General features: G+C 61.7%; 18 protein-coding genes and 2 tRNA genes. 9 read left to right on the top strand and 11 right to left on the bottom strand.

Annotation, left to right across the window (positions count from 1 at the left end; genetic code table 11):
* Positions 1-2: 2 nt before the first annotated feature.
* The 3 genes from lpxK to ACLBKS_RS12455 are packed head-to-tail and all read right to left on the bottom strand — an operon-like array spanning position 3 to position 2,251.
* Complete coding sequence (lpxK, locus tag ACLBKS_RS12465) at positions 3-1,061, bottom strand: tetraacyldisaccharide 4'-kinase (RefSeq protein WP_410193129.1); 1,059 nt, start codon at positions 1,059-1,061, stop codon at positions 3-5.
* 36 nt (positions 1,062-1,097) lie between these two features.
* On the bottom strand, positions 1,098-1,547 hold the full coding sequence (locus ACLBKS_RS12460; protein ID WP_410193128.1) for an ExbD/TolR family protein: 450 nt from the start codon (positions 1,545-1,547) through the stop codon (positions 1,098-1,100).
* Positions 1,548-1,579: 32 nt separating this feature from the next.
* Positions 1,580-2,251 (bottom strand): MotA/TolQ/ExbB proton channel family protein, encoded by a 672-nt coding sequence (locus ACLBKS_RS12455; RefSeq protein WP_410193127.1) that lies wholly within the window; start codon positions 2,249-2,251, stop codon positions 1,580-1,582.
* 539 nt (positions 2,252-2,790) lie between these two features.
* Here ACLBKS_RS12455 and xseA point away from each other — a divergent pair.
* The 4 genes from xseA to ACLBKS_RS12435 all read left to right on the top strand — a co-directional run bounded on the left by xseA (position 2,791) and on the right by ACLBKS_RS12435 (position 8,918).
* Positions 2,791-4,122: an exodeoxyribonuclease VII large subunit gene (xseA, locus tag ACLBKS_RS12450; RefSeq protein ID WP_410193126.1), complete on the top strand. Its 1,332-nt coding sequence runs from the start codon at positions 2,791-2,793 to the stop codon at positions 4,120-4,122.
* A gap of 114 nt (positions 4,123-4,236) precedes the next feature.
* A complete protein-coding gene (locus ACLBKS_RS12445; protein ID WP_410193125.1) occupies positions 4,237-4,818 on the top strand; it encodes a superoxide dismutase in 582 nt (193 codons plus the stop codon).
* Between the two features lie 150 nt (positions 4,819-4,968).
* Complete coding sequence (locus tag ACLBKS_RS12440) at positions 4,969-7,194, top strand: NADP-dependent isocitrate dehydrogenase (RefSeq protein ID WP_410193124.1); 2,226 nt, start codon at positions 4,969-4,971, stop codon at positions 7,192-7,194.
* 131 nt (positions 7,195-7,325) lie between these two features.
* The gene (locus tag ACLBKS_RS12435; protein WP_410193123.1) at positions 7,326-8,918 is read left to right on the top strand and encodes a methyl-accepting chemotaxis protein; all 1,593 of its coding nucleotides are present in this window, start codon (positions 7,326-7,328) and stop codon (positions 8,916-8,918) included.
* A 104-nt stretch (positions 8,919-9,022) separates the two neighbouring features.
* On the opposite strand, the gene ACLBKS_RS12430 is transcribed toward ACLBKS_RS12435, so the two are convergent.
* Entirely contained in the window at positions 9,023-9,562 is a 540-nt protein-coding gene (locus tag ACLBKS_RS12430) for a DUF192 domain-containing protein (protein WP_410193122.1), read from the bottom strand.
* Positions 9,563-9,779: 217 nt separating this feature from the next.
* On the opposite strand from ACLBKS_RS12430, the gene clpS reads away from it, so the two are divergent.
* Entirely contained in the window at positions 9,780-10,148 is a 369-nt protein-coding gene (gene clpS / locus ACLBKS_RS12425; protein WP_039853502.1) for an ATP-dependent Clp protease adapter ClpS, read from the top strand.
* A gap of 150 nt (positions 10,149-10,298) precedes the next feature.
* Positions 10,299-12,641 carry an ATP-dependent Clp protease ATP-binding subunit ClpA gene (gene clpA, locus ACLBKS_RS12420; protein WP_410193121.1) on the top strand — a complete coding sequence of 781 codons (2,343 nt, stop codon included), beginning with the start codon at positions 10,299-10,301 and terminating at the stop codon, positions 12,639-12,641.
* Positions 12,642-12,724: 83 nt separating this feature from the next.
* Here clpA and ACLBKS_RS12415 read toward each other — a convergent pair.
* Both ACLBKS_RS12415 and ACLBKS_RS12410 read right to left on the bottom strand, forming a co-directional pair.
* Positions 12,725-12,809: transfer RNA gene (locus ACLBKS_RS12415), tRNA-Leu, on the bottom strand.
* Between the two features lie 167 nt (positions 12,810-12,976).
* Positions 12,977-13,061, bottom strand: a tRNA-Leu gene (locus ACLBKS_RS12410).
* 19 nt (positions 13,062-13,080) lie between these two features.
* On the opposite strand from ACLBKS_RS12410, the gene rnr reads away from it, so the two are divergent.
* A complete protein-coding gene (rnr, locus tag ACLBKS_RS12405; RefSeq protein WP_410193120.1) occupies positions 13,081-15,477 on the top strand; it encodes a ribonuclease R in 2,397 nt (798 codons plus the stop codon).
* A gap of 22 nt (positions 15,478-15,499) precedes the next feature.
* Here rnr and ACLBKS_RS12400 read toward each other — a convergent pair whose 3' ends face one another.
* The 5 genes from ACLBKS_RS12400 to ACLBKS_RS12380 form a co-directional block, all read right to left on the bottom strand.
* Positions 15,500-16,966, bottom strand: a complete 1,467-nt coding sequence (locus ACLBKS_RS12400) for an NAD(P)H-hydrate dehydratase (RefSeq protein ID WP_410193119.1) — start codon at positions 16,964-16,966, stop codon at positions 15,500-15,502.
* 18 nt (positions 16,967-16,984) lie between these two features.
* Positions 16,985-17,869: an MBL fold metallo-hydrolase gene (locus tag ACLBKS_RS12395; RefSeq protein ID WP_410193320.1), complete on the bottom strand. Its 885-nt coding sequence runs from the start codon at positions 17,867-17,869 to the stop codon at positions 16,985-16,987.
* 37 nt (positions 17,870-17,906) lie between these two features.
* Positions 17,907-18,770 carry an HDOD domain-containing protein gene (locus tag ACLBKS_RS12390; protein ID WP_410193118.1) on the bottom strand — a complete coding sequence of 288 codons (864 nt, stop codon included), beginning with the start codon at positions 18,768-18,770 and terminating at the stop codon, positions 17,907-17,909.
* 77 nt (positions 18,771-18,847) lie between these two features.
* Entirely contained in the window at positions 18,848-20,152 is a 1,305-nt protein-coding gene (locus ACLBKS_RS12385; RefSeq protein WP_410193117.1) for an FAD-dependent oxidoreductase, read from the bottom strand.
* Positions 20,153-20,281: 129 nt separating this feature from the next.
* Positions 20,282-21,601 (bottom strand): amidase, encoded by a 1,320-nt coding sequence (locus tag ACLBKS_RS12380; RefSeq protein WP_410193116.1) that lies wholly within the window; start codon positions 21,599-21,601, stop codon positions 20,282-20,284.
* A gap of 94 nt (positions 21,602-21,695) precedes the next feature.
* Here ACLBKS_RS12380 and ACLBKS_RS12375 point away from each other — a divergent pair, with 94 nt between their 5' ends.
* Both ACLBKS_RS12375 and ACLBKS_RS12370 read left to right on the top strand, forming a co-directional pair.
* Positions 21,696-22,274, top strand: a complete 579-nt coding sequence (locus ACLBKS_RS12375) for a phosphatase PAP2 family protein (RefSeq protein WP_410193115.1) — start codon at positions 21,696-21,698, stop codon at positions 22,272-22,274.
* Positions 22,275-22,322: 48 nt separating this feature from the next.
* Entirely contained in the window at positions 22,323-22,997 is a 675-nt protein-coding gene (locus tag ACLBKS_RS12370; RefSeq protein ID WP_410193114.1) for an outer membrane protein, read from the top strand.
* Positions 22,998-23,009 lie beyond the last annotated feature (12 nt).

The raw sequence follows: 23,009 nt of genomic DNA, 5'->3' as shown, positions 1-23,009 counted from the left end.
GTTCAGTGTGTGTAAGTGGATGATAGTTGCGCCGAGAAGGCCGCGTGAAGCAGGCGGTCGAACTCATCCAAGAAGGCTTGTGGCAGATCGAACACCAAGGGCACGGCCAGCGCTTCGGGGCAAACCGCCCACAGTTTCGCGGCGTCCTTTTCAGTACAGAGCACCGTGACTGGGCCGGTCCCGAATTCTTTGTGCAGCGTGGCGTGCCAGTTCTCGTAGTCTGGCAAGCCTGCGTGATCGGGCAGGGCGTCCGTGCGCGCCAATGCCAAGCCGCGGGTTTGCAGCATGTTGAAGAAGCCATGGGGTCGGGCCGTGCCTGCCACGGCCACCAGCGTGCCCTGCAGGCTGTCCAAGGCAACGCTGCGACCGCTCGCATCGACGGCCGTGTTCGCAAGCGCGCGCCGTGCCGCATGGCCCGTGAACGCTGGACGTTGCCCGGTGTGCAGCACCAAGTCCACATACCTCGGCCAGGGTTCACGCAGGGGGCCCGCGGGGAGCAGCAGTCCATTCCCCAGGCCCAGGTCACCAAAGACGCAAACTTCGATGTCTCGTGCCAGGGCCAGGTGCTGCAGGCCATCGTCGCTGACGAGGATGTTGACCTGTGGGTAAGCCGCCAGCAGGGCACGCGCCGCATCGATGCGCCGCCGTGCAACGAAGACGGGCACGTGGGTGCGTCGGCGCACCAAAGCGGGCTCATCGCCCACCTCTTCCACCGGGCTCTCAGGCCGAACCTCGCGACAATCTTCGCCGTCCTTGGCTTTTCGGCGCCCGTAGCCACGCGAGATCACGCCTGGTTTCAAGCCGCGCGCTCGCAAGTGCTCCACCAGGGCCATGACGGTGGGGGTCTTGCCGCCGCCGCCCGCGACCACGTTGCCCACCACCACCACCAGCACGGGCGCAGCATGACGTTTGAGCATGCCGCTCAGATACAAGCCCTGGCGCAGGCGCACCAGCAGCCGCATCAGCAGAGACAGCGGCCACAGCGCGAACATCGCGCAACGGTCTCGCCAAGGGCGTGGTTGACCGGTCACGGGGGCTTGCCAGAAGGCGGGCGCGCGCATGGTTTGGGGCGGGAAAAAGCGCGAGGGCGCAGGCGTTCAGCGTCCCGCCGATTGAGGGGATTGCGCCGCAAATGTGATTTGAGACAGCCCCACATAACGCGCCGCCTCCATCGCACTGACCACCGACTGGTGGCGCGCATTGGCGTCCGCGCTGATGATCAGCACGGCATCCTTGCCATTGGCGGCGCTGCCCATGGTCTGGCGCAGCGCGGTGATCAAGTCCTGCACATTGCGGCCCGGCAAAGGCGCGCGGTTGACGCTGTAGCCGCCGTCGCTGTTGATCGTGATCAGGATTTCCCGGGGACGGTCACGCGGGGTCTCGGCGTCCGCCGTGGGCAGGCGCAGGTTCATCTCGGTGAACTTGTTGTAGGTGGTCGAGAGCATCAAGAAAATCAGGATCACCAGCAACACGTCGATGAAGGCGATCAGATTGATTTCGGGCTCTTCGCTGGCGGAGCGCGAGTGACGACGCAGATGGATGCGCATGGCGGGCGTTTCTGTTTCCGAGGCGTTCGTGGTCAGACGCCGGTGTTGTGCGCGTTGCCCTGCCGCAAAGCAACCAGGTGCTGCACCAAGCGCTCGCCCGCGAGTTCCAGGGCGAGCAAATGAGTGTCCACGCGGGCCCGGAAATAACGCCAGAACACCAGGGTGGGAATCGCGATGACCAGGCCAAAGGCTGTGTTGTAGAGCGCGATGGAGATCCCATGCGCCAGTTGCGCTGGGTTGCCGCCACCGCTGGCATTGGTCGGGGCTTGCGAGCCAAAGATTTCAATCATGCCGATCACGGTGCCGAACAATCCCAGCAGGGGTGCGATGGACGCGATGGTGGCGAGCGCGGAAAGGTAGCGCTCCAGCTTGTGGGCGACCAGTCGGCCGCTGTCTTCCACGGCTTCCCGCAAGGCGGTGCGCAGCTCTTCCGCTGTGCTCGCATGCGATTGGGTGGCCTGGGCGGTACGCAGGCCGGCGGCCAGCATGGCACCCAGGGGAGAGTTTTGTTCGAGCTGCGCGATCACGTCACTGGAGGGCATGGTGCGGCGCGTGGCCCGCAGCACTTCGTTCAGCAGGTTGGGGGGGGTGACCTTCACGGTCTGCAGGCTGAGGGCCCGTTCGATGACCAAAGCGAGCCCGAGGATGGAGCACAGAATCAGCGGCCAGATCGGCCAGCCGGCGGCTTGTATGATCGAAAACAAAAGGGTTCTCCAACGAGGAAAGACACGGTGCACGGGCGTCGTGCTGGCTGCGCGCCAGCCGCATGAGGGCGCACCCGAGGCAATAAAGCTGCGCGATTATGGCCCACCTGCCTCAGGGCTCATGCCAGGCCTTTGCCGACGTGCAAAGGGTTGCCATGGGCGTCACGCCGAAGCGCGCGCCGTGGGACACGCCGTCTCCAGGTAGGGGCTGGACCTTGTGGCTTTTGGGTGGTCCGCGCCACCCACAGATTCTGTGGATAACTTTGTGGGCAAGCCCACGAGGAAGCGGCCCAAGCCGCGTAAATACGTGGCACGCGTCAAAACGATGACAAAACAGGCAGCAAAAAATCAAATGAAATCAATGGCTTGCACGGTGGATTCGTGTTCTGCGCGCCATGACTCAGGGGTTTTGCGGATGGCGGGCCATGCCCGCGCCGTGTGGAGTAGTCCTCGGCCGCGAGCCCGGGAATCGGTCCAGCACATTCAAGTTTCATGCGGTTTTGTGCGGCGCGTCAGGTGTTCAGAGGGCGTGCGCACTGATGTCTGAACCGGTATTTGCAGCATCCACGCCGCGTATCTGGCAGGTTGGGGCGCTGTGCCGCGCCGTTGCTGACACGCTGGACGCGCGCTTCAATCCCGTCGCGGTGCGCGGCGAGATCTCAGGCTACAACCTGGCCGCCAGTGGGCATGCGTATTTCACGCTCAAGGACCCGAATGGACGAGATGGCGGGCAACTTCGCTGTGCCATGTTCCGCCGTGCCGCCAGCCTACTGGACTTCTCGCCCCGCGAGGGAGACCAGGTCGAGGTCCGGGGGCGCCTGTCGGTCTACGAGGCCCGCGGCGATCTCCAATTGATCGTCGAAAGCATGGCGCGCGCGGGCGCGGGCACCTTGTTCGAGCAGTTCCTGCGCCTGAAAGCCAAGTTGGAAGCGGAGGGTCTGTTCGATGCCACACGCAAGCGGGAGTTGCCGCGCTTGCCCCGTGGGATCGGTGTCGTGACCTCCCTGGGCGCGGCTGCCCTGCGAGACGTCGCGACCGCCTTGCGCCGCCGAGCGCCCCACGTGCCCGTGTGCATCGCACCCGCCGCCGTGCAGGGAGCGGCGGCTCCCGCTGAGTTGGTCTCGGCCCTGCAGCGCTTGTATGCCTTGTCCGCGCGGGGAGAGATTGATGTGATCCTGTTGGTCCGCGGAGGAGGCTCCATCGAGGACTTGTGGGCCTTCAACGACGAGCACGTCGTGCGCACGATCGCCCGTAGCCCGGTGCCGGTGGTCAGCGGCGTGGGGCACGAAACGGACTTCACCTTGGCGGATTTCGTCGCCGACCTGCGCGCACCCACCCCCACGGCCGCGGCGGAACTGGCCGCTGAACCCCAGGCCAACTGGCTCGGTTCCTTGGCCCTGCTGCAGGAACAGTTGCGTGACGCCGTGCGGGACCGACTGGACTTGGCGGCACAGCGGCTGGACCTTGCCTTGAGTCGCCTTGGCAGACCTTCGACCCGCTTGGCACGCCAGCGTTTGCGTGTCAACGGCCTGGGCCAAAGCCTGCAGCATGCGGCGGCGCGTTTGTTGCTATTGCGACGACAGGCTTTGCTACGTCAGACCGAAGCTTGGCCACAAGTGATCCGGCGTGACGTGCAATCCTGCCGGCAGCGCCTGGACCAGGCCGCCCTGCGATTGCAACTCCTGGACCCCTCCCTGGTCCTTCAGCGGGGATATGCCTGGCTGACCGATGCCGATGGCCACGCCGTCACCCGAGCATCCCAGGCCAGCGTGGGCCAAGCGTTGCGCGCGACCTTGGCGGACGGGACGCTGTCCGTCACTGTGCAAGCCCACGATCACCTTGCTCGCACGCAGGCCGACCGCGATTCATGAGTAGCGCCGCTAGCAGGGTTATGGAGTGAGCCCTTCCTGAGTGCCGAAATTTATTTCCTACAATCAAACTCCGCTTTCGATCACGTTTCATCCACAACAACGCGAGGAACCACCATGGAACACACCCTGCCTCCCCTGCCTTATGCCATCGATGCCTTGGCACCGCATTACTCCAAGGAAACCTTGGAGTTCCACCATGGCAAGCACCACAACGCCTATGTGGTGAACCTGAACAACCTGCAGAAGGGGACGGAGTTTGAAAGCAAGACCCTGGAGGAAATCGTCAAGACGTCCAGCGGTGGCATCTACAACAACGCAGCCCAAATCTGGAACCACACTTTCTTCTGGAACTGCATGAAGCCCAACGGCGGCGGCGAGCCGACGGGCGCTCTGGCGGCAGCCATCACCAAGAAATGGGGCAGCTACGCGGCCTTCAAGGAAGCGTTCGTCAAGAGCGCCGTGGGCAACTTTGGCTCGGGCTGGACCTGGCTGGTCAAGAAGGCCGACGGTTCGGTGGACATCGTCAACACGGGCGCGGCCGGTACGCCCCTCACCACGGCTGACAAGGCCCTGTTGACCGTGGACGTGTGGGAGCACGCCTACTACATCGACTACCGCAACCTGCGCCAGAAGTTTGTCGAGACCTTCTTCGACAAGTTGGTGAACTGGGACTTCGCGGCCAAGAACTTCGCCTGATCGCGGCTGCCCCCGGGTGGGCGGACCCATCAAGGGCCTGCGGGGCAATCTCCGCAGGCCCTTTCTCTTGCCCGTTGAAGGCCGCGCGGCCAGGCCCTTTTACAATGCGGGCGTACATTCCTTCCTGGGAAAACCACCCGAGACATCTCCATGAGCACTCCGACCATCATCTACACGCTGACCGACGAGGCCCCGCTGCTGGCGACGGCTTCCTTCCTGCCCATCATCCGTACCTTCGCCGCGCCCGCAGGCGTGAAGGTTGAGACCAGCGACATTTCGGTGGCCGGGCGCATCATTGGCGAGTTTTCCGACTTCCTGACGCCCGAGCAGCGCACGCCCAACACCCTGGCCGAGCTGGGCAATAAGACCCTGGAGCCGGACGCGAACATCATCAAGCTGCCCAACATCAGCGCCTCGATCCCGCAGCTGAAGGCCGCGATCAAGGAACTTCAAGGCAAGGGTTACAAGGTGCCGGACTATCCGGACGAGCCCAAGACCGAGGAAGAAAAGAAGATCCGCCAGCGTTACGCCAAGGTGTCGGGCAGCGCGGTGAATCCCGTGCTGCGCGAGGGCAACTCCGACCGCCGTGCGCCGCTGGCCGTCAAGAACTACGCACGCAAGAACCCGCACAGCATGGGCAAGTGGTCTGCGACGAGCAAGAGCCATGTGTCGCACATGAGTAGCGGCGATTTCTATGGCAGCGAAAAGTCGGCCCTGATCGCCAAGGCGGGCAGCGTCAAGATCGAGTTGATCGCCAAGGACGGCAATCGCACCGTGCTCAAGGAAAAAACCCCGGTGTTGGCCGGTGAACTGATCGACGCCTCGGTCATGAGCAAGAAGGCGCTGGCCGCTTTCCTCGAAGCCCAAGTGGCCGACGCCAAGGCCCAGGGCGTGCTGTTCTCGGCCCACCTGAAGGCAACCATGATGAAGGTCTCCGACCCCATCATCTTTGGTCAAGTGGTCGTGGCCTATTACAAGGATGTGCTGGTCAAGTACGACGCCGACCTCAAGAAGATCGGCTTCAATCCCAACAACGGCATTGGTGACCTGTACGCCCGACTCAAAGACCTGCCCGAGGCGACCGCCAAAGCCATCGAGGCGGACATCCAGGCGCTGTACGCCAAGGGTCCGGGCCTGGCCATGGTCAATTCGGACAAGGGCATCACCAACCTGCATGTGCCCAGCGACGTCATCGTCGATGCCTCCATGCCGGCGATGATCCGCAACAGCGGCCAGATGTGGGGCGCGGATGGCAAGTCTTACGACACCAAGGCCGTGATCCCCGACCGTTGCTACGCCGGCATCTACCAGGCCACGATCGACGATTGCAAGGCCAATGGCGCGCTCGACCCGGTCACCATGGGTAGCGTGCCCAATGTGGGCCTGATGGCCCAGGCTGCCGAGGAGTACGGTTCGCACGACAAGACCTTCCAAATTCCCGCTGATGGCGTGGTGCGCGTGAGCGACGAGTCGGGCGCGGTGATTTTCGAGCACGCGGTGGAGGTGGGCGACATCTGGCGCATGTGCCAGACCAAGGATGCCGCCATCCAAGACTGGGTGAAGCTCGCGGTGTCGCGCGCTCGAGCGAGCAACACGCCCGCCGTGTTCTGGCTCGACGCCCAACGTGCGCACGATGCCAATGTGATCAAGAAGGTCGAGACCTACCTCAAGAACCACGACACGAAGGGGCTGGACATCCGGGTTCTGCCGCCCGTGGAAGCCATCAAGTTCTCGCTCGCGCGCATCCGCAAGGGCCAGGACACGATTTCCGTCACTGGTAACGTGCTGCGCGACTATCTGACCGACTTGTTCCCCATCATGGAACTCGGCACCAGCGCCAAGATGCTGTCCATCGTGCCGCTGATGGCCGGTGGTGGCATGTACGAAACCGGCGCGGGTGGCTCGGCGCCCAAGCACGTGCAACAGTTGGTCGAGGAAAACCACCTGCGCTGGGATTCGCTGGGTGAATTCATGGCGTTGGCGGTGTCCTTCGAGGACTTGGGCGTCAAGACGGGCAACACCAAGGCCAAGGTGCTGGCCAAGACCCTGGACATGGCAACAGGCAAATTCCTGGACAACGACAAGAATCCCAAGCCCAAGGCCGGTCAGCTCGACAATCGCGGCAGCCAGTTCTACATCGCGCTCTATTGGGCGCAAGCCTTGGCGGCGCAAACCGAGGATGCGGCTCTGGCTGCGAAGTTCGCGCCCTTGGCCAAGACCTTGGCCGAGAAAGAGTCCGCGATCATTCAGGAACTCACCGATGTGCAAGGTAAGCCCGTCGACATCGGCGGGTATTACAAGCCCGACATGACCAAGTTGGAGGCTGTGATGCGTCCGAGCGCGACCTTCAACGCGGCGCTCGCTGCGGCGGCCTGATCTCGCGCTGAATCTCGTGCGCCACTGGCCGGATGCCTAGCATCCGGCTTTTTCTTTTTTGGCCCGGGCAGGATTCTTGCTGTCATCCGCGGGGCGGAAAATTGGACAGGTCCCAATCCAGGAGGATTTCCATGTTGCGTCAGTTCAGAATTCGTTCCCGGCTTCAATTGGGTTTCGCGGTGCTGCTGCTTTTGTCGGCGATCGTGGTCGCCATCGGCGGCTTCGGCTTGCATGTCGCGCGCCAGGGCCTGGCTGGCATCACCCAGGAACTGCTGCCCATCAACACCATTGTTGGAAACGCGCGACTTGCCTTGTTGGAGAGCCATGGCGCTGCGGCTCAATTGGCCGCGTCGATATTTGAAACCCAGGACATCAAGGCCGCTCGGGCTCAGTGGGATCAGGCTCAGCGCACCATCGACCAAGCCATGCGCGAATTCGAGGCTCGCGTCAAAACCCAGAAATCCCGGGACGATCTCGCCAGCTTCGCGAACCACATGAAAAGCTACCGGGAGAAGCTGATCGTTTTCGCCAACAAGATGGCCGACAGCGGTTATGCCGATAGCAAGGAAGCTTTGCTAGACCTCAAAGCAGCGGAGGCAGCAGGCTGGACTCAAGCCTTCGAGCAACTCAGCTCCGTGGACGCCGTTTTGGCGCAGACCAGTGAGACTGTGTTCGCCAAAGTGAATGGCGCCGTGAGCCTGATCTTCCTGGTGTTCGTCGTCGCCTTCGCAGGCTCGTGCCTGCTGGGCATCTTCATCGCCAGTTGGCTAGGCCGTTCCATCGTGGCCCCCCTGCAGCAAGCCCAGGAGTTTGCAGGGCGCATCGCACAAGGCGACTTCACGACCCATCCATCGCTGATCGGCAAGGATGAAGCCACTGACATGATGCGCGCGCTTGACGGCATGCAAGCGGCGTTGACCCGCGTTGTCGCGGCCGTACGCCACGCCGCGGACGGCATCCAGGTCGCGAGCAGTGAGGTCGCCACCGGCAATCAGGATTTGTCCGCGCGTACCGAAAGTCAGGCCAGCGCGCTCAAACAAACGGCGGTTTCCATGGAGCGTCTTGGCGTTACCGTGGACCGCAATGCGGGCAGCGCAGGGCAGGCCAATGAGCTGGCGCGCAGCGCTTCGGGCGTGGCTGCCGAGGGCGGCGAAGTGGTTGCGCAGCTGGTTGCAACCATGCGTGGCATCAATGAAAGCTCGGCGAAGATCGCGGACATCATTGGTGTCATCGACGGCATCGCCTTCCAAACCAATATCCTGGCGCTGAACGCGGCGGTCGAGGCGGCACGAGCCGGTGAGTTGGGACGCGGTTTCGCGGTGGTCGCCGGCGAGGTCCGCAACCTCGCGCAGCGCAGCGCCGAGGCGGCCAAGGAAATCAAGGTGTTGATCGGCGATTCAGTCGGGAAGGTGGAGCAGGGGAGCGCACTGGCCGACCAAGCCGGGTCAACGATCAGTGAAGTCGTCGGCAGTATCCAGCGGGTCAGCAGCATCGTGGCGGAGATCACGGACGCCAGCCACGAGCAGAGCATGGGCGTGAGTCAAGCGACCCAGGCCATCACGCAAATGGATGGCGTGACTCAGCAGAATGCCGCCTTGGTCGAACAGATGGCCGCTGCTGCCGTCAGCCTGCGTGCGCAGGCGCAGGAGATGGTGCGCTCGGTCAACGTTTTTAAGCTTGCACCCGTCGATGCGCGCTCTGGCGAGCCGCTGCGTTTGACATGAATCTGCGTCGGTGTCCATGGGCATGCTGCCTGTGGCGGCCGTGCTCCGCTTGAAGCAGCTGGACCCTGGGCGTTTTCGGCTTGACCGAAGGATGGGGATCGGCCTCAGTTCTTCCCGAAGGGGCCGCCGGTGATGCGCTTGCCGGGGCCGATGCCATGTTGCGCCAACCAACCTTGGCGCACCTCGAGTACGTAACGCACGGGCTTGGTTGAGCAATGCGAATTGGTGGTTCTTGGTTGCATGTCAACGGTATTGACGACGGTGCCGTCATCTGCGATGAAGGCAGCAGTCAGGGGGATGAGGGTGTTCTTCATCCAGAAGCACTGCATTTGGGCTTTCTCAAAAATGAAGAGCATTCCTTCGTTGTCGCGCAGGTCCGTGCGGTACATCAGGCCGGTCGCACGTTGTTCGGGCGTGGAAGCGACTTGAGCATGGACCAAATACATGCCTGCGTTCAGGGTGGTGCGAGGCAAGTCGCGTTGGGCCACGCCCTGAGCTTGGCTGTAGCGCGAGAATAGGCCGATACACAGGGCCAAGACGAAGCAGAGCGCAAGTCCCGCCAGGCGCCGCGACGCGGGCACGAGGTGCTGCGGGAACGGTCTGCGTGTCAGATTTTGGAGCAGTGCGGGGCGTGAGGCCTTCATCTTGGGCGCTTCCTGTGGGCGGGATTTCAGACGGTGGGCGAATTGTGCCTCCTCGCCGTGGGTGGGCAAGGCCGCGAGCGGTGGCCGTGCAGTGAGGGGGCGAGGCTCCCAAGGGCCTTGAAGTCAGAGTATCCGACCCAAACTCCTGCCCTGTGAACTGTTCCCGTGAATGACAAGCCATGGAGGCGCTCGATAGAATGAAGCCATGGCGAAGAACATGGCAACCCAACCACCCGCTCCTCCCAAACTGCCTGTCGTCAAGCCCGATCGAGAGAATCAAGGCAACGGCGGAGACGCCGTTGTCCTGGAACGACGGCCCCAGAAAGTGCAGCCGCCGCAGATGTTCCAGGTGGTGATGCTCAACGATGACTACACCCCCATGGAGTTCGTGGTGGTGGTCATACAGGAATATTTCAACAAGGATTTGGAGACGGCGACCCAGATCATGCTCAAGATCCATCTGGATGGACGGGGCATCTGTGGCGTTTACACCAAGGACGTAGCAGCGACCAAGGTCGACCAAGTGCTGGAAGCGGCCCGCAAGGCCGGGCACCCGCTCCAGTGCGTGGCTGAACCAGTGGAATGAGAGAGTTGGTTTCTTTTTCTGTTTCTATTTCTAGCCAATTCTTCCGCCCTGTGGCTTGGATGGCTTTTGGAATCGGATTAAAGTTAGCCGCAGATCAACGAAGGATCCGGTCCCTGTGATACCGGGTCCAGCAAGGCAAAAGGAAGTCATATGATTGCCCAGGAACTGGAAGTCAGTTTGCACATGGCGTTCGTCGAGGCTCGGCAGCAGCGTCATGAGTTCATCACCGTGGAGCATCTGCTTCTGGCCTTGCTGGACAATCCCAGCGCTGCCGAGGTGTTGCGTGCCTGCGCGGCCAATATCGATGACTTGCGCAAAAGCCTGACCAATTTCATCAAGGACAACACGCCGCAGGTCGCGGGCACCGAGGAAGTGGACACTCAGCCCACGCTCGGTTTCCAGCGCGTGATCCAGCGCGCCATCATGCATGTGCAAAGCACAGGCAGCGGCAAGAAAGAGGTCACCGGGGCCAATGTGCTCGTGGCCATCTTCGGTGAGAAGGATTCGCATGCGGTGTACTACCTGCACCAGCAAGGCGTGACGCGTCTCGATGTGGTGAATTTCATTGCCCATGGCATCAAGAAAAGCGATCCACCAGAATCCAGCAAGTCCAACGACAACGCCGGTGAAGCCGAGGAGAACGCGGCCTCTGAGAAAGGCGAAGGTAAGGCGTCACCGCTGGAGCAGTTCACTGTCAACCTGAACCAGCAGGCCAAGGATGGCAAGATTGATCCGCTCATCGGTCGTGAGTACGAAGTGGAGCGCGTGATCCAGATTCTGTGCCGCCGTCGCAAGAACAATCCCCTGCTGGTCGGCGAAGCCGGCGTAGGCAAGACGGCCATCGCCGAGGGGCTGGCCTGGCGCATTGTTCAGAACGACGTTCCCGAGATTCTGGCCGAGGCCAACGTCTACTCGCTCGACATGGGTGCTCTGCTCGCCGGCACCAAGTACCGGGGCGACTTTGAGCAGCGCCTCAAGGGCGTGCTCAAGTCCCTCAAGGACAAGCCCAACGCGGTTTTGTTCATCGATGAGATTCACACTCTGATCGGTGCGGGCGCTGCCAGTGGCGGCACGCTGGACGCCAGCAACCTGCTCAAGCCTGCTTTGTCCAGCGGCCAGCTCAAGTGCATCGGTGCGACCACGTTCACCGAATACCGAGGCATCTTTGAGAAAGACGCTGCGCTGTCCCGCCGCTTCCAGAAGGTGGACGTGGTGGAGCCCAGCGTGCAGGAAACCATCGAAATTCTCAAGGGCTTGAAGTCTCGCTTCGAGGAGCATCACAACGTCAAGTACGCCAACGCGGCTTTGCAAGCGGCGGCGGAGCTGAGCGCCAAGTACATCAACGACCGGCATCTACCCGACAAGGCCATCGACGTGATCGATGAGGCTGGTGCCGCGCAGCGTATTCTGCCGCCCTCGAAGCGCAAGAAGACCATCAGCAAGAGTGAGGTCGAAGAAATCGTCGCCAAGATCGCGCGCATTCCGCCTGCGAACGTCAGCAATGACGATCGTGGCAAGTTGCAGACCATCGAGCGTGACCTGAAGAGCGTGGTTTTTGGCCAGGACAAGGCGCTGGAAGCCCTGGCTTCCGCCGTCAAGATGGCGCGTTCGGGTCTGGGCAAGCCCGACAAGCCGATTGGGGCCTTCCTGTTCAGCGGCCCCACCGGCGTGGGCAAGACGGAAGCGGCCAAGCAACTGGCCTACATCCTGGGCATCGAGCTGATCCGCTTCGACATGTCCGAATACATGGAGCGTCACGCGGTGAGCCGTCTCATCGGTGCGCCCCCGGGTTACGTCGGTTTTGACCAAGGCGGGCTTTTGACGGAGGCCGTCACCAAGAAGCCGCACTGCGTGCTGCTACTTGACGAAATCGAAAAGGCGCATCCGGACATCTTCAACGTGTTGCTGCAGGTCATGGACCACGGCACGCTGACGGACAACAACGGGCGCAAGGCCGACTTCCGCAACGTGATCATTGTCATGACGACCAACGCGGGCGCCGAGACCATGAACAAGGCCACCATCGGCTTCACCAACCCGCGTGCGGCGGGCGACGAAATGGGCGACATCAAGCGCTTGTTCACGCCCGAGTTCCGCAACCGTCTGGACGCGATCGTGAGCTTCAAGCCGCTGGACGAGCAGATCATCCTGCGTGTGGTGGATAAGTTCCTGCTCCAGTTGGAAACGCAGCTTGCGGAGAAGAAGGTCGAGGTCACCTTCTCCGACGCGCTGCGCAAGCATCTGGCGAAGAAGGGTTTCGATCCGCTGATGGGCGCGCGACCGATGCAACGCCTGATACAGGACACCATCCGTCGTGCCCTGGCGGACGAGTTGCTGTTTGGCCGTCTGGTCGATGGCGGTCGGCTGTCGGTAGACGTGGAGGTCGTGAAGGACGAGAAGGGCGAGGACAAGACCGACGTCAAACTCGATATCCAGCCCTTGCCGAAGAAAGAAGGCAAGGCCAAGCCCGAGGAGGCCACGGCGACCGACTGATTGACTGAGTGCCGTGTTTTGCGCAGGCCAATCGGTCAGCGCAAAGAAAAAGGCCGCTGCGGATGCAGCGGCCTTTTTTTGTCTGGTGCCCAGAAGAGGACTCGAACCTCCACGCCGTTAAGCGCTAGTACCTGAAACTAGTGCGTCTACCAATTCCGCCATCTGGGCTGCGCGTTTGGAATCACATCCAAACTTCGGTAAGCGCGCATTATAGGATGAACACGTGGTCTTTTCGGCTGTCGCCGCAAGAAAAAAGCCGCAGTCTAGGGTTGCGGCTTGTGTTCTGAAGTGTTTATGACGCCAAACGTGGATTGACCACGTTTTGCCTCTAAACTTGGTGCCCAGAAGAGGACTCGAACCTCCACGCCGTTAAGCGCTAGTACCTGAAACTAGTGCGTCTACCAATTCCGCCATCTGGGCATCTCAGGCAAGACCAAGATTGTATAACAAGAAAATCAGCCCATCCGGTTCCACGCACGCCACTGCGGCCCTGCTCGAGGAAATCGAGGGCACGGTCAGCGGCCACCGGGACGGTCACGGCTTCGTGGTTCGCGACGATGGCGAGGCGGACATTTATCTGTCGCCGAGCGAAATGCGTGCGGTGCTGCACAAGGACCGCGTCAAAGCGCGCGTTGTGCGTCATGATCGCAAAGGGCGGCCTGAAGGCCGCGTGGTTGAGATCATCGAACGTTCCAACCAACCGATCATCGGGCGCCTGCTGCAGGAAAACGGTGTTTGGCTGGTGGCGCCCGAGGACAAGCGCTACGGCCAGGATATATTGATTCCTAGAGGCGCGACAGGTCAGGCTCGGGTCGGGCAGGTCGTGGTGGTGGAGCTGGTCGAGCCGCCCGCTCTTTATGGACAACCCGTTGGGCGTGTCAAGGAAGTCCTGGGCGAAGTGGATGACCCGGGCATGGAGATTGAAATCGCGGTGCGCAAGTACAGCGTTCCCCATGAGTTTTCCGAAGCCTGTATTGCCCAAGCGCGTGGCCTGCCAGACAAGGTTCGTCCGCAAGACAAGAAAAACCGGGTCGATTTGACCGACGTGCCGCTGGTGACGATCGATGGCGAGGACGCACGTGATTTTGATGACGCTGTCTACTGCGAACCGGTCACACTAGGCCGAGGCAAGAGCGCCAGGAAGGGCTGGCGGCTGCTCGTTGCGATCGCTGACGTGAGCCACTATGTTGAAACCGGCGAGCCGATAGACGTTGATGCTTACGAGCGCGCCACCAGTGTGTATTTCCCGCGCCGTGTCATTCCCATGCTGCCGGAAAAACTGTCCAACGGTCTGTGTTCGCTCAACCCGGATGTGGACCGTCTTTGCATGGTTTGCGACATGCTGATCGAGGGTGATGGCATTGAACAAGGTGACATCAAGGCGTACCAGTTCTATCCGGCCGTGATGCACAGCCATGCACGCTTCACCTACACCGAAGTGGCTGCCATCCTGGCGAATACCCGTGGTGCGGAAGCGGCTCGGCGTAAAGAGCGTGTGGGCGATCTGCTGCATCTCTACGAGGTCTATCGTGCACTTCTCTCCGCACGGGCCAGGCGCGGGGCAGTCGATTTCGAGACCACCGAGACCCAGATCGTCTGTGATGAGAGCGGACGCATCGAGAAGATCGTCCCGCGCGTGCGCAATGAGGCGCATCGTCTCATCGAGGAGACCATGCTGGCCGCCAATGTCTGCAGTGCCGATTTCATCGGGCAGAGCAAGCACAGTGGCCTGTTCCGCGTGCACGAGGGACCCACGCCTGAAAAGAACGAGCTGCTGCGCAACTACCTCAAGGCGATGGGGGTGAGCCTGACCATCAGCGAGGACCCGCAGCCGGCTGAATTCCAACGCATCGCCGACGCCGTGAAAGACCGGCCCGACGCGCAGCAGATTCACACCATGCTGTTGCGCTCCATGCAGCAAGCCATTTACACCCCTTTCAACAGCGGACATTTTGGCTTGGCTTACGAGGCTTACACGCATTTCACGAGCCCCATACGCCGTTACCCAGACCTCCTGGTGCACCGCGTGATCAAGGCCATCCTCGGCAAGACGCGTTACCACCTACCTAATCTGCCCACGCCGGGGGAGGCGCATGCCAAACTCGCGCGCCGCCTGGAGAAGAACGACGCCGCGCGCAAGCCAGCCAGAGTTGCGGGCGAAAAAGCAAAAAAAGCCAGCGCTGAGTTATTGGCTTGGCAGGCCGCGGGCCTGCACTGCAGCGCCAACGAGCGTCGCGCGGACGAAGCCAGTCGTGATGTGGAGGCTTGGCTCAAGTGCAAGTACATGCGCGAGCACCTGGGTGAGGAATTCAACGGCTTGGTCAGCGCGGCGACCAGTTTCGGCATTTTCGTCACCTTGGATGCCATGTATGTCGAAGGTCTGGTGCACATCACCGAACTGGGAGGGGAGTACTTCCGTTTTGATGAGGCGCGGCAGGAGTTGCGCGGCGAGCGAACCGGCATTCGCTACGCGATCGGCTCGCGCGTGCGTGTACAGGTCAGCCGCGTTGACCTCGATGGTCGAAGGATTGATTTCCGACTGGTCAAGGGGGACGAACTGGGTTTGACTCGGGAGCCGGTTCGGGAAGCGCGGGAGTTCTCTGTCTCGAGGGACGATGGTGAGCAGGGACTGAGCGAGCCGAACGTGAACAAGAAGACGAGCCGGATTGCGTCAAATTCTCGAAAAGCAGGTATTGCCAAGACGCCAGCTCGCAAGACCAGCGCCAAGCGCGACAAGTTGGCACTGCTGAGCCCTATTCAAGCCCTCAAGGCTTCCGTCAAATCGGCCGTCAAAAAGGCGGCCGCGAAGACCAAGGCCCGCAAGTCAAAACGCTGATGCGTACCGGGCTCTAGTGTCCTCATGGGCCCAGCACGCGAGCCAGTCCTCCTGCTGTCAATGGTTGCTGAGGTGGCCAACTGTCCGCGGCAAGACCATGGGCGTACACAGCGGAGCAAGCTGCCTCAAACGATGTCGCATCTTGCGCTAGCCGGGCACCGATCAAACCCGCCAGAACGTCCCCGGTGCCCGCGGTGGCGAGTCGCCCATTGCCGGTTGGATTGATGCGAGGCGCAGTGCCTGGGGTGCTGATGACCGTGCCCGAGCCCTTGAGCACGATCGTGCAGCCCCATCGGTCGGCCATGGTTTGCGCGGCGGCTAGCCTGTCGGTCTGCACACTGTGGGCGTCGGTATTCAACAAGCGGGCGGCCTCCAGAGGGTGCGGAGTCAACACCGTGGAAAGAGCGCTGCCACTTCGCCCACGGTTCTGCAGCAGCGTCCGCAATGCTGGTTCCTTCGCTACCGCGTTGAGGGCATCGGCGTCCAGCACAAGGCGAGGCGCTTGGCTCAGCAAGTCCGGCAACAGTGCGCTCACCGCATCGTCGCCTCCACAACCGCAGACCACGGTCAGCCCTGACAACTGATTCATCAGCGCTTCCGGACGTCGCAACATCAGCTCCGGTTGGAGGGCGTCCATGAGAGCGCCCCCAGGGTCCAGCAGCCCCACGTACACCCGACCCGCGCCACTCTGCAGGGCTGCCCGGGCCGCCAGCAGCGCAGCTCCGCCCATGCCCGGCGCGCCGCCGATCACGGCGACATCGCCATAGCTGCCTTTGTGCGTCGCGTGCTTGCGGGCGTGCGTGGCAGGGGCTGGATTCAGCAGGGCTTGCGCGCTTTGCGGGGGAGAAAGTGAAACGTCAAGTTCATCGAACCAGATGTCCCCGGCGGCATCTCGTCCTTGCGCCGTGAACAGGCCTGGCTTGAGCGTCAGCAGAGCGAGGGTATGGCTGGCTTGCACGCAAGCCCCCGGCGCGTTGCCTGTGTCGGCCTGCAAACCTGTAGGCAAGTCCACGGACAGCACTGGCACGCCCCGCGAACGCAACCGGTTGAGTTCGGCAATGTGCTCTGCCATCTGCCCATCGGGGGGGCGCGTGACCCCCAAGCCCAGCAGGGCATCGATCGCGCAATCGCAATCCTCAGGCGGTGTCGCAGAGAAAACCACATTGGCAGCACGTGCCCATTCCAGCGCCAATCGCGCGTCCTCGGGCAGGCTGCCGGCATGGCCTAGCCAAGTGACAATCGGCGTTTTGCCATGCTGCAACAAGTGGGTGGCAGCCTCCAACCCGTCGCCGCCATTGTTGCCTGGTCCACAAGCGATCCAGTAGCGCCGCGCATGGGGCGCAATGGCCAGGGCGAGGCATGCCACTGCCCGGCCAGCGCGTTGCATCAGCGTGTGCGCGGGAAGGCTGGCTTGAGCGGCTTGTTCAATCCGTTGCGTCGCCGCGATGGTATGGAGTGCGTGGGCTTGGCCCGGTACAAAACGCTGCATGAATGGGACCGTGATGCCTCAGAAATCGTATACCTGACCTTCGACAGCCAGCCGAATGTCCAGTCCAGCGGCATGAGAATGCTCCGCCAGCGCCTGACGGAAGACGGCTTCCAAGGCGTCGTCGCTGCGAGTCGGTTCATGGTGAGTGCAGTAAAGAACCTTCGCGCCCGCACGCGAGGCGTAGTCGAAGCTGCTGGCATAGGTGCCGTGTCCCCAGCCGACCTTGGACGGATATTCGGCCGCTGTGTAGGACGTATCGATGATTAGAACATCCACGCCTCGCATGCTTTGCACGATGGCCGCATCCCTCTCATCGATGTGGTGTTGGTACTCGGCGTACTCCGGGTCGCCAGGCTGGTAGATGTTGTAAGGTGGTTCATGGTCTCCGGTGAAGAAGACGGACTTTCCATTCGACTCGATACGGTAACCGTAGTTGATCACCGGGTGATTCAGCAGGCAGGGTGTGATGGTGGCGCTGCCGACACGAACGCTTTCATCAGGTGTGAGCGTCACGTACTCGACGCGACCTCGCAACTCGGCCTCGCGCACTGGAAAGTAGCTGTATTGCAGCTGCACGGACATCACCTGTTCCACGCCCTGACCACTCACTGGGTCGTGGGCGCCATGCAGTCTCAGCACGTTGCCAGGGACGAAATTGGGGATGAAAAAAGGCAGGCCTTGAATGTGGTCCCAGTGCGAGTGCGTGATAAAGATATTGGCGTGCACGGGCTGCCGAGCCATCAAGCTCTGGGACAGTGGAAAGATCCCCGTCCCGGCGTCCAGGATGATGATGTCGTCATCGTCCGTGCGCACCTCGATGCAGGTGGTGTTGCCGCCGTAGCGCACTGTCTGCGGACCAGGCGATGCGATGGAGCCGCGCACTCCCCAAAACTTGATCTTCATGCCGCCTTCCTTGGGCTGGGTGTTGGTGCCAGGGTCTTCACGTTTCAAGTCGTGCGTACATCCTGGCTTCGTCCATCAACGGCTTGAGGTCGCCTAAATGCGCAATGACGGTGTCCAAATCGCCCCCCAAGCGACTTTCCATGGCCTCGGTCAAGGACTCCACGTACATATTTCCAGCGAATCCCATTTGCAACTTCTTGCTGATTTGATTGGCTGCGAAGACGCAGGCGATCATCGGCGTGTCCTTGACCTGGGGACCATGCATGTTCTGGATCGTTTCAACGAGACGCCATGCGAAGCGCCATCGTTCCAGAAGCAAAGCCCCCGTCACGGTGTGGTCAGCGCCCAGAGTCTGACGCAAGGCTTCATGCAAGGGGATGTGCAGCTGCTTGCTGGTTTGCAGTGCCAGCCTGAACTCATCAGGCATGTGTTGTGCATAGACCACCTTGCCGAAATCGTGAAGCAATCCCGCGATGAAGCATTCCAGCGGATCGGCCTCGGGATGCTTCATCCGGGTGGCCAACTCGCGCGCCAGGCAAGCGGTCGTGAGGGAGTGCAGCAGATACTGCTGCATGTCCAGACCTGCGGCCGTATGGCGCGGCAGCACGCCCATGGCCGCGATGCCCAACGCCAAGTGCTTGATGGTATTGAAGCCCAACAGCACCACCGCGTGGTTGATGGAGGCGACTTGCTTCGGAAGGTTGAATTGAGCCGCGTTGACGACTTTCAGGATCTTGAGGGTGACGACCGGGTCTTTTTCAATGACCAGCACCAAATCCTTGGGCGTGCAGTTCGGATCGCGTGTCAGGTCCAGGATGGACTGCACGCTCTTCGGAAACGCCGGCATCTTCTCGATGGCGGCGGTCAACCGTCGGGTCAGCTCAGGACTGAGTGTTTGCATGTTCGACGTGCGCGTGGCGGGTGCGGCCAGCTTCCCAGATTCCCCCGCGCACGTCAATGTCGAAGGTGTGCAGTATTTCAGCGTTTCAGCCGAGCAATGCTCAATTCAGTCGATGAGATGGCGCCACGCTCACCACGTATCTCGTCCGCCAACACGCGGGCCGCGCCACAACTGACCGTCCAGCCCAGAGCGCCGTGCGCGCAGTTGAGCCACAGACCTGGAATCGTGGTGGAGCCCAGCAAGGGTGCTTGGTCAGGCAGCATCACTTGGCCACCTCGCCAAGTCTGCACATTGCCGGAGAGCAGCGCCGCACCGGGGAACCAGTCGTGAAGCACGGTGTAAAGCTTTTGTACCAGCTTCGGATGTTGCTGGTCGGCGCGACCACCGAGCTCCACCGCCCCTCCGCCCACCCGGATGCGCTGGCCCATGCGAGTCAGTGCAATGTTGTGTCGCACATCGACGACGGCGCTGCGGGGAGCGTGCAAAGGCTCTCGCACCTGCGCGCTGATCGCATAGCTGTGCGTGGTGGCCAATGGCAATCTGAATCCCAGAGGGCGAAGCAAGGGCTTGAGCAGTTGACTGGCGCCCGCGCCAGCGCATATCACCACGGCGTCGAAGCGGCGAGGCTGCGATTCTCCGACGAGTTGCACCTGCATGTTGGCGAGCAGGCGCGCCGGGAGGTGGGTGACGTTGGCGCCAGCAGCTGGTAGCAGGTGCCTCACTTCCACGCCAAAGACGAATTGCGCTCCCCGTGCCTGTGCCTGGGCCTTGAGCATCTGCGCGAATTGACGGCAGTTGCCAGCTTCGTCGTTGGGTAGGTGAATGGCGCAGTGAAAAGCCGTCTCTTGATTCAAGGCAGGCTCAATCGTGCGCGCCTGTTCGGGGCTCAGTTCTTGAAAGGGGACCCCAAGCTCCCGCAATAGTTGCAGTCCCGGCTGCAGCGCAGTCATTTCGCGCGCGCTGCGTACCAGCAACAACACCCCCAGCGTGCGTTCGAAATCCAACTCCAGTTCAGCAACCAGGGAATGCAAGCGCTCATGGCTGTAACGTGCAAGCTCGCGCAACGCGCTCATGCGCCGGGCCATCGTGCTTGAACTCAGGAGCGCGCGCTTCCAGCGCCAAGCCCGTTCGCTCATCGCCAAAGGGCTTGTAAGGTGCAGCGGCGCCAGGGTGTCAAGTTGTTGACGGCGGGCTCGCCGTGGCATCTTCGGGTCGGCCCAAGGGATGAGACTGGAAGGCGCGATGAGCCCGCTATTGGCGAAGCTGCCTTCTTCCGCGACGGCGAGGCGCCGGTCGAACACGGTGACTTTGTGACCGTCCTGAACCAGTTCCCAGGCGGTGGTGACGCCAGCGATGCCGGCGCCGATGACTGCGATTTCCATGAAGGGATTTGGGAACCCGCCGAAAGCGGGAGTCTATGCAAAAAGTAGAGAGGGACGGATTATGGCTGGCGCGCCGGCGAGCATTCGGAGTCGGTGCTGGCGTCGATGCCAGGCCTCGCCTGGGCGCGGTCAAAGATGGGATTCAAGCTCCAGCGCGATGTTGAGCAGGGCATCGTCGCGCATTGCGCCATGCCAGAGCATCAAACCCACAGGGGATTCGCCGGGTGCTTGGCAGGGCAGGGAGATGGCACAGCCATCCAACATGTTGACCACGCTGGGGTTGCGCAGCAGTAGGCCGTTGGCGCGGAAGAAGGCGTCATCCCTTGCTGGTCCGGGGGCGACCTGGGCGATGGTCGGCGCGAGCATCGGGACTGTGGGGGAGAGCATCGCGTCATAGCTCTTGATCGCGTTGGTCATGCGCTCGATCCAGTCGTGTCGGGCCTGAATCAACTCGATGTACTGCCAGGCGCTCATGCCTGCGCCACGTTCCATCCGCAGCTTGACGCGAGGGTCGTAAAGGGCGCCTTGGGTCGTCAACAGCTTGCGGTGCCAAGCATAGCTCTCGGCGGCCGAAAAACCACCCGTCGCGTTGATGTCGCTCAGCTCCCCCAACTCAGGAAGCTTGATGTCGTCGATCTGGGCGCCCAAGCCGCGCAGCGTCTGCAGGGCGCGGTCGAATGCTCGTGCCACGGGGGGCTCTAGGTCGTCCAGCATAAGAGTGCGCGGAACAGCGAAGCGGCACTCTCGAAGCGCCTTTTTCGGCCGCGGCACGTTGCGTGCCGAAAGGATTTCGTGCGCGAGGATGGCATCTCGCACGCTGCGCGTGATGGCGCAGACCGTGTCCAGCGTGGTCGATAGCGGCAAAGTGCCATCCGTGGGCACGAGACGCGCGGTGCTTTTGAATCCGACCAAGCCCTGCAACGCGGCCGGGATGCGGATCGAGCCCCCAGTGTCCGAACCCAGGCCGATGAAGGCCGCCCCGAGAGCGACCGAGACAGCCGCGCCACTGGATGAGCCACCCGGGATGCGGGGCTGGTCCGTGTAGGCTGGATTGCTCGGTGTTCCGTGGTGTGGATTGATGCCCACTCCGGAGAACGCGAACTCGCTCATGTTCGTGCGGCCAATGAAGGCCGCACCCGCAGCCCTCAGGCGCGCCACCGCAGTGCTGTCCTCTTTGGCCACCGGGGCCGAGTGCAGCACCATGGAGCCTGCCGAAGTGGTCTGGTCTCGAACATCGAACAAGTCCTTCACCGAGACAGAGAGACCGGCGAGTTGCGAGTCAGCTGTCGCGGCGCGAGCTTGTCGACGTGCGCTTTCGACGTCCGTGGCGATGAAGGCATGCTTGCCCCTCTCGCTTTCTGCCGCGGCGATGGACTGCTCCATTTCCTCGATCGGTGTGGTCAGACCCTCTTGAAGACGTTTCAAGGTGGTATGGGCATCGGAGCGCATTGGAGCCATGTCAAAAAAACGAAAGATGGGTGCGCTATGTTAGTGCGCGTCACAGTCAATAAGACGCATCCCAATCCCGAAAGCCTCCACAACGATGAAAAACCGCTGGCTTCGAGGCTTGATGGTGTGTTGCTTGGCGCTGGCTTCCTACGCTTGTGCCGATGGAGCGAGAAGGTCTGGCGTGGAAGAGGCCGGGGACTTCCTGCAGCTGATGATTCCCAGTTACGCCTTGGGCATCGCGGTCAGCGAACACGAGCTCACGGGCCGAGGGGAGGGCGTTGCGCAATTTGGCATGACGATGCTGAGCACGGCGCTCGCGGCGCACTCGTTGAAAAGCACGACTCAGCAAAAGCGCCCGGACTACGATTCAGGAGATGATCGCGATTCATTTCCCAGCGGCCACACAGCGTCCGCGTTTGCTGGTGCAACATTCATTCATCGGCGCTACGGTTTTTCGCAAGCGGCCGTCCCTTACGCATTGGCGGCGTTTGTGGGTTATTCACGCGTCAAGGCGGATGCGCATCACCCCCGCGATGTGGCGGGTGGTGCCTTGATCGCCGGATTTTCTACGTGGCTGTTCGTGGATGAAGGGCAACAAACAGGTGCTTGCAATCGCATTGAGACTGATTTCGGCGATGGAAGGGTCCAGGTCAGCTGTAGCATGCGCTTCTGAAGCCATCGCCAGTTTGGGCTCAATGTTCTGTGTCAACCGGGAGATGTCATGAAGATGTCGCGCGCGATTTCAACGTTGCTGTTTGCCTGTGGTGCTTTTGTGCTCTCGGCTTCAGCGCATGCGGAGTTCGAGTTCCGCTTCTACACCGGAATTCAAGGAGCCTCGGACAGTCAAGTCAAAGGCGATGACCCTGACGGCGTTGGCAAATTCAATTTCAATGCGGGATGGAGAGGGGACTCGCTGAGCCGCAAGCCACCCTACTATGGTTTGTCTTTGACTTGGTGGCGCGAGGATGACTGGGGGCTGTCGCTCGACTTCACTCACGCCAAGGTGTACGCCGACGACAAAACCTTGCGCAAAAGTGGCTTCGAGGTGCTGGAGTTTTCTGATGGGCTGAACCTGCTGATGCTCAATGCCTTGCGCCGGTTTCCAGATGTCATGCCAGGCTACGCCCCTTATGTTGGCGCGGGTGCCGGGTTGGCCATCCCCCATGTGGAGGTGCAGACCCGCGATGGGAGTCGGGAGACGTTTGAATACCAACTCGCCGGCCCGGCCGTTCAGCTGATCGGCGGGGTCAGCTACGCCATGTCAACCAAATGGTCGGCGTTCACCGATTTCCGGGTGAGCTATTCACAAAATTCAACCCGCCTTGATGGAGGGGGTGAGTTGAAGACCAATATCGTCACCCAAGCCTTGAATGTCGGTGTGGGATACAGGTTCTGAGTTGGCGGGCTG

Origin of the sequence: Hylemonella sp. W303a (assembly GCF_046452315.1) — a bacterium.
In the GTDB taxonomy this organism is placed as follows: domain Bacteria; phylum Pseudomonadota; class Gammaproteobacteria; order Burkholderiales; family Burkholderiaceae_C; genus Hylemonella.
Note: the sequence above shows the minus strand (reverse complement) of the source record. Positions and strands in the feature narration are given on the sequence as shown.

Bases quoted from the DNA above. Each gene is read 5' to 3' on its own strand.
- ACLBKS_RS12370 (WP_410193114.1), top strand. From the start codon at position 22,323: ATGAAGATGTCGCGCGCGATTTCAACGTTGCTGTTTGCCTGTGGTGCT.
- ACLBKS_RS12430 (WP_410193122.1), bottom strand. From the start codon at position 9,562: ATGAAGGCCTCACGCCCCGCACTGCTCCAAAATCTGACACGCAGACCG.
- ACLBKS_RS12385 (WP_410193117.1), bottom strand. From the start codon at position 20,152: ATGGAAATCGCAGTCATCGGCGCCGGCATCGCTGGCGTCACCACCGCC.
- clpA (WP_410193121.1), top strand. From the start codon at position 10,299: ATGATTGCCCAGGAACTGGAAGTCAGTTTGCACATGGCGTTCGTCGAG.
- ACLBKS_RS12435 (WP_410193123.1), top strand. From the start codon at position 7,326: ATGTTGCGTCAGTTCAGAATTCGTTCCCGGCTTCAATTGGGTTTCGCG.
- ACLBKS_RS12440 (WP_410193124.1), top strand. From the start codon at position 4,969: ATGAGCACTCCGACCATCATCTACACGCTGACCGACGAGGCCCCGCTG.
- lpxK (WP_410193129.1), bottom strand. From the start codon at position 1,061: ATGCGCGCGCCCGCCTTCTGGCAAGCCCCCGTGACCGGTCAACCACGC.
- ACLBKS_RS12400 (WP_410193119.1), bottom strand. From the start codon at position 16,966: ATGCAGCGTTTTGTACCGGGCCAAGCCCACGCACTCCATACCATCGCG.
- ACLBKS_RS12375 (WP_410193115.1), top strand. From the start codon at position 21,696: ATGAAAAACCGCTGGCTTCGAGGCTTGATGGTGTGTTGCTTGGCGCTG.
- ACLBKS_RS12390 (WP_410193118.1), bottom strand. From the start codon at position 18,770: ATGCAAACACTCAGTCCTGAGCTGACCCGACGGTTGACCGCCGCCATC.
- xseA (WP_410193126.1), top strand. From the start codon at position 2,791: ATGTCTGAACCGGTATTTGCAGCATCCACGCCGCGTATCTGGCAGGTT.
- clpS (WP_039853502.1), top strand. From the start codon at position 9,780: ATGGCAACCCAACCACCCGCTCCTCCCAAACTGCCTGTCGTCAAGCCC.
- ACLBKS_RS12460 (WP_410193128.1), bottom strand. From the start codon at position 1,547: ATGCGCATCCATCTGCGTCGTCACTCGCGCTCCGCCAGCGAAGAGCCC.
- ACLBKS_RS12395 (WP_410193320.1), bottom strand. From the start codon at position 17,869: ATGAAGATCAAGTTTTGGGGAGTGCGCGGCTCCATCGCATCGCCTGGT.
- ACLBKS_RS12445 (WP_410193125.1), top strand. From the start codon at position 4,237: ATGGAACACACCCTGCCTCCCCTGCCTTATGCCATCGATGCCTTGGCA.
- ACLBKS_RS12380 (WP_410193116.1), bottom strand. From the start codon at position 21,601: ATGCGCTCCGATGCCCATACCACCTTGAAACGTCTTCAAGAGGGTCTG.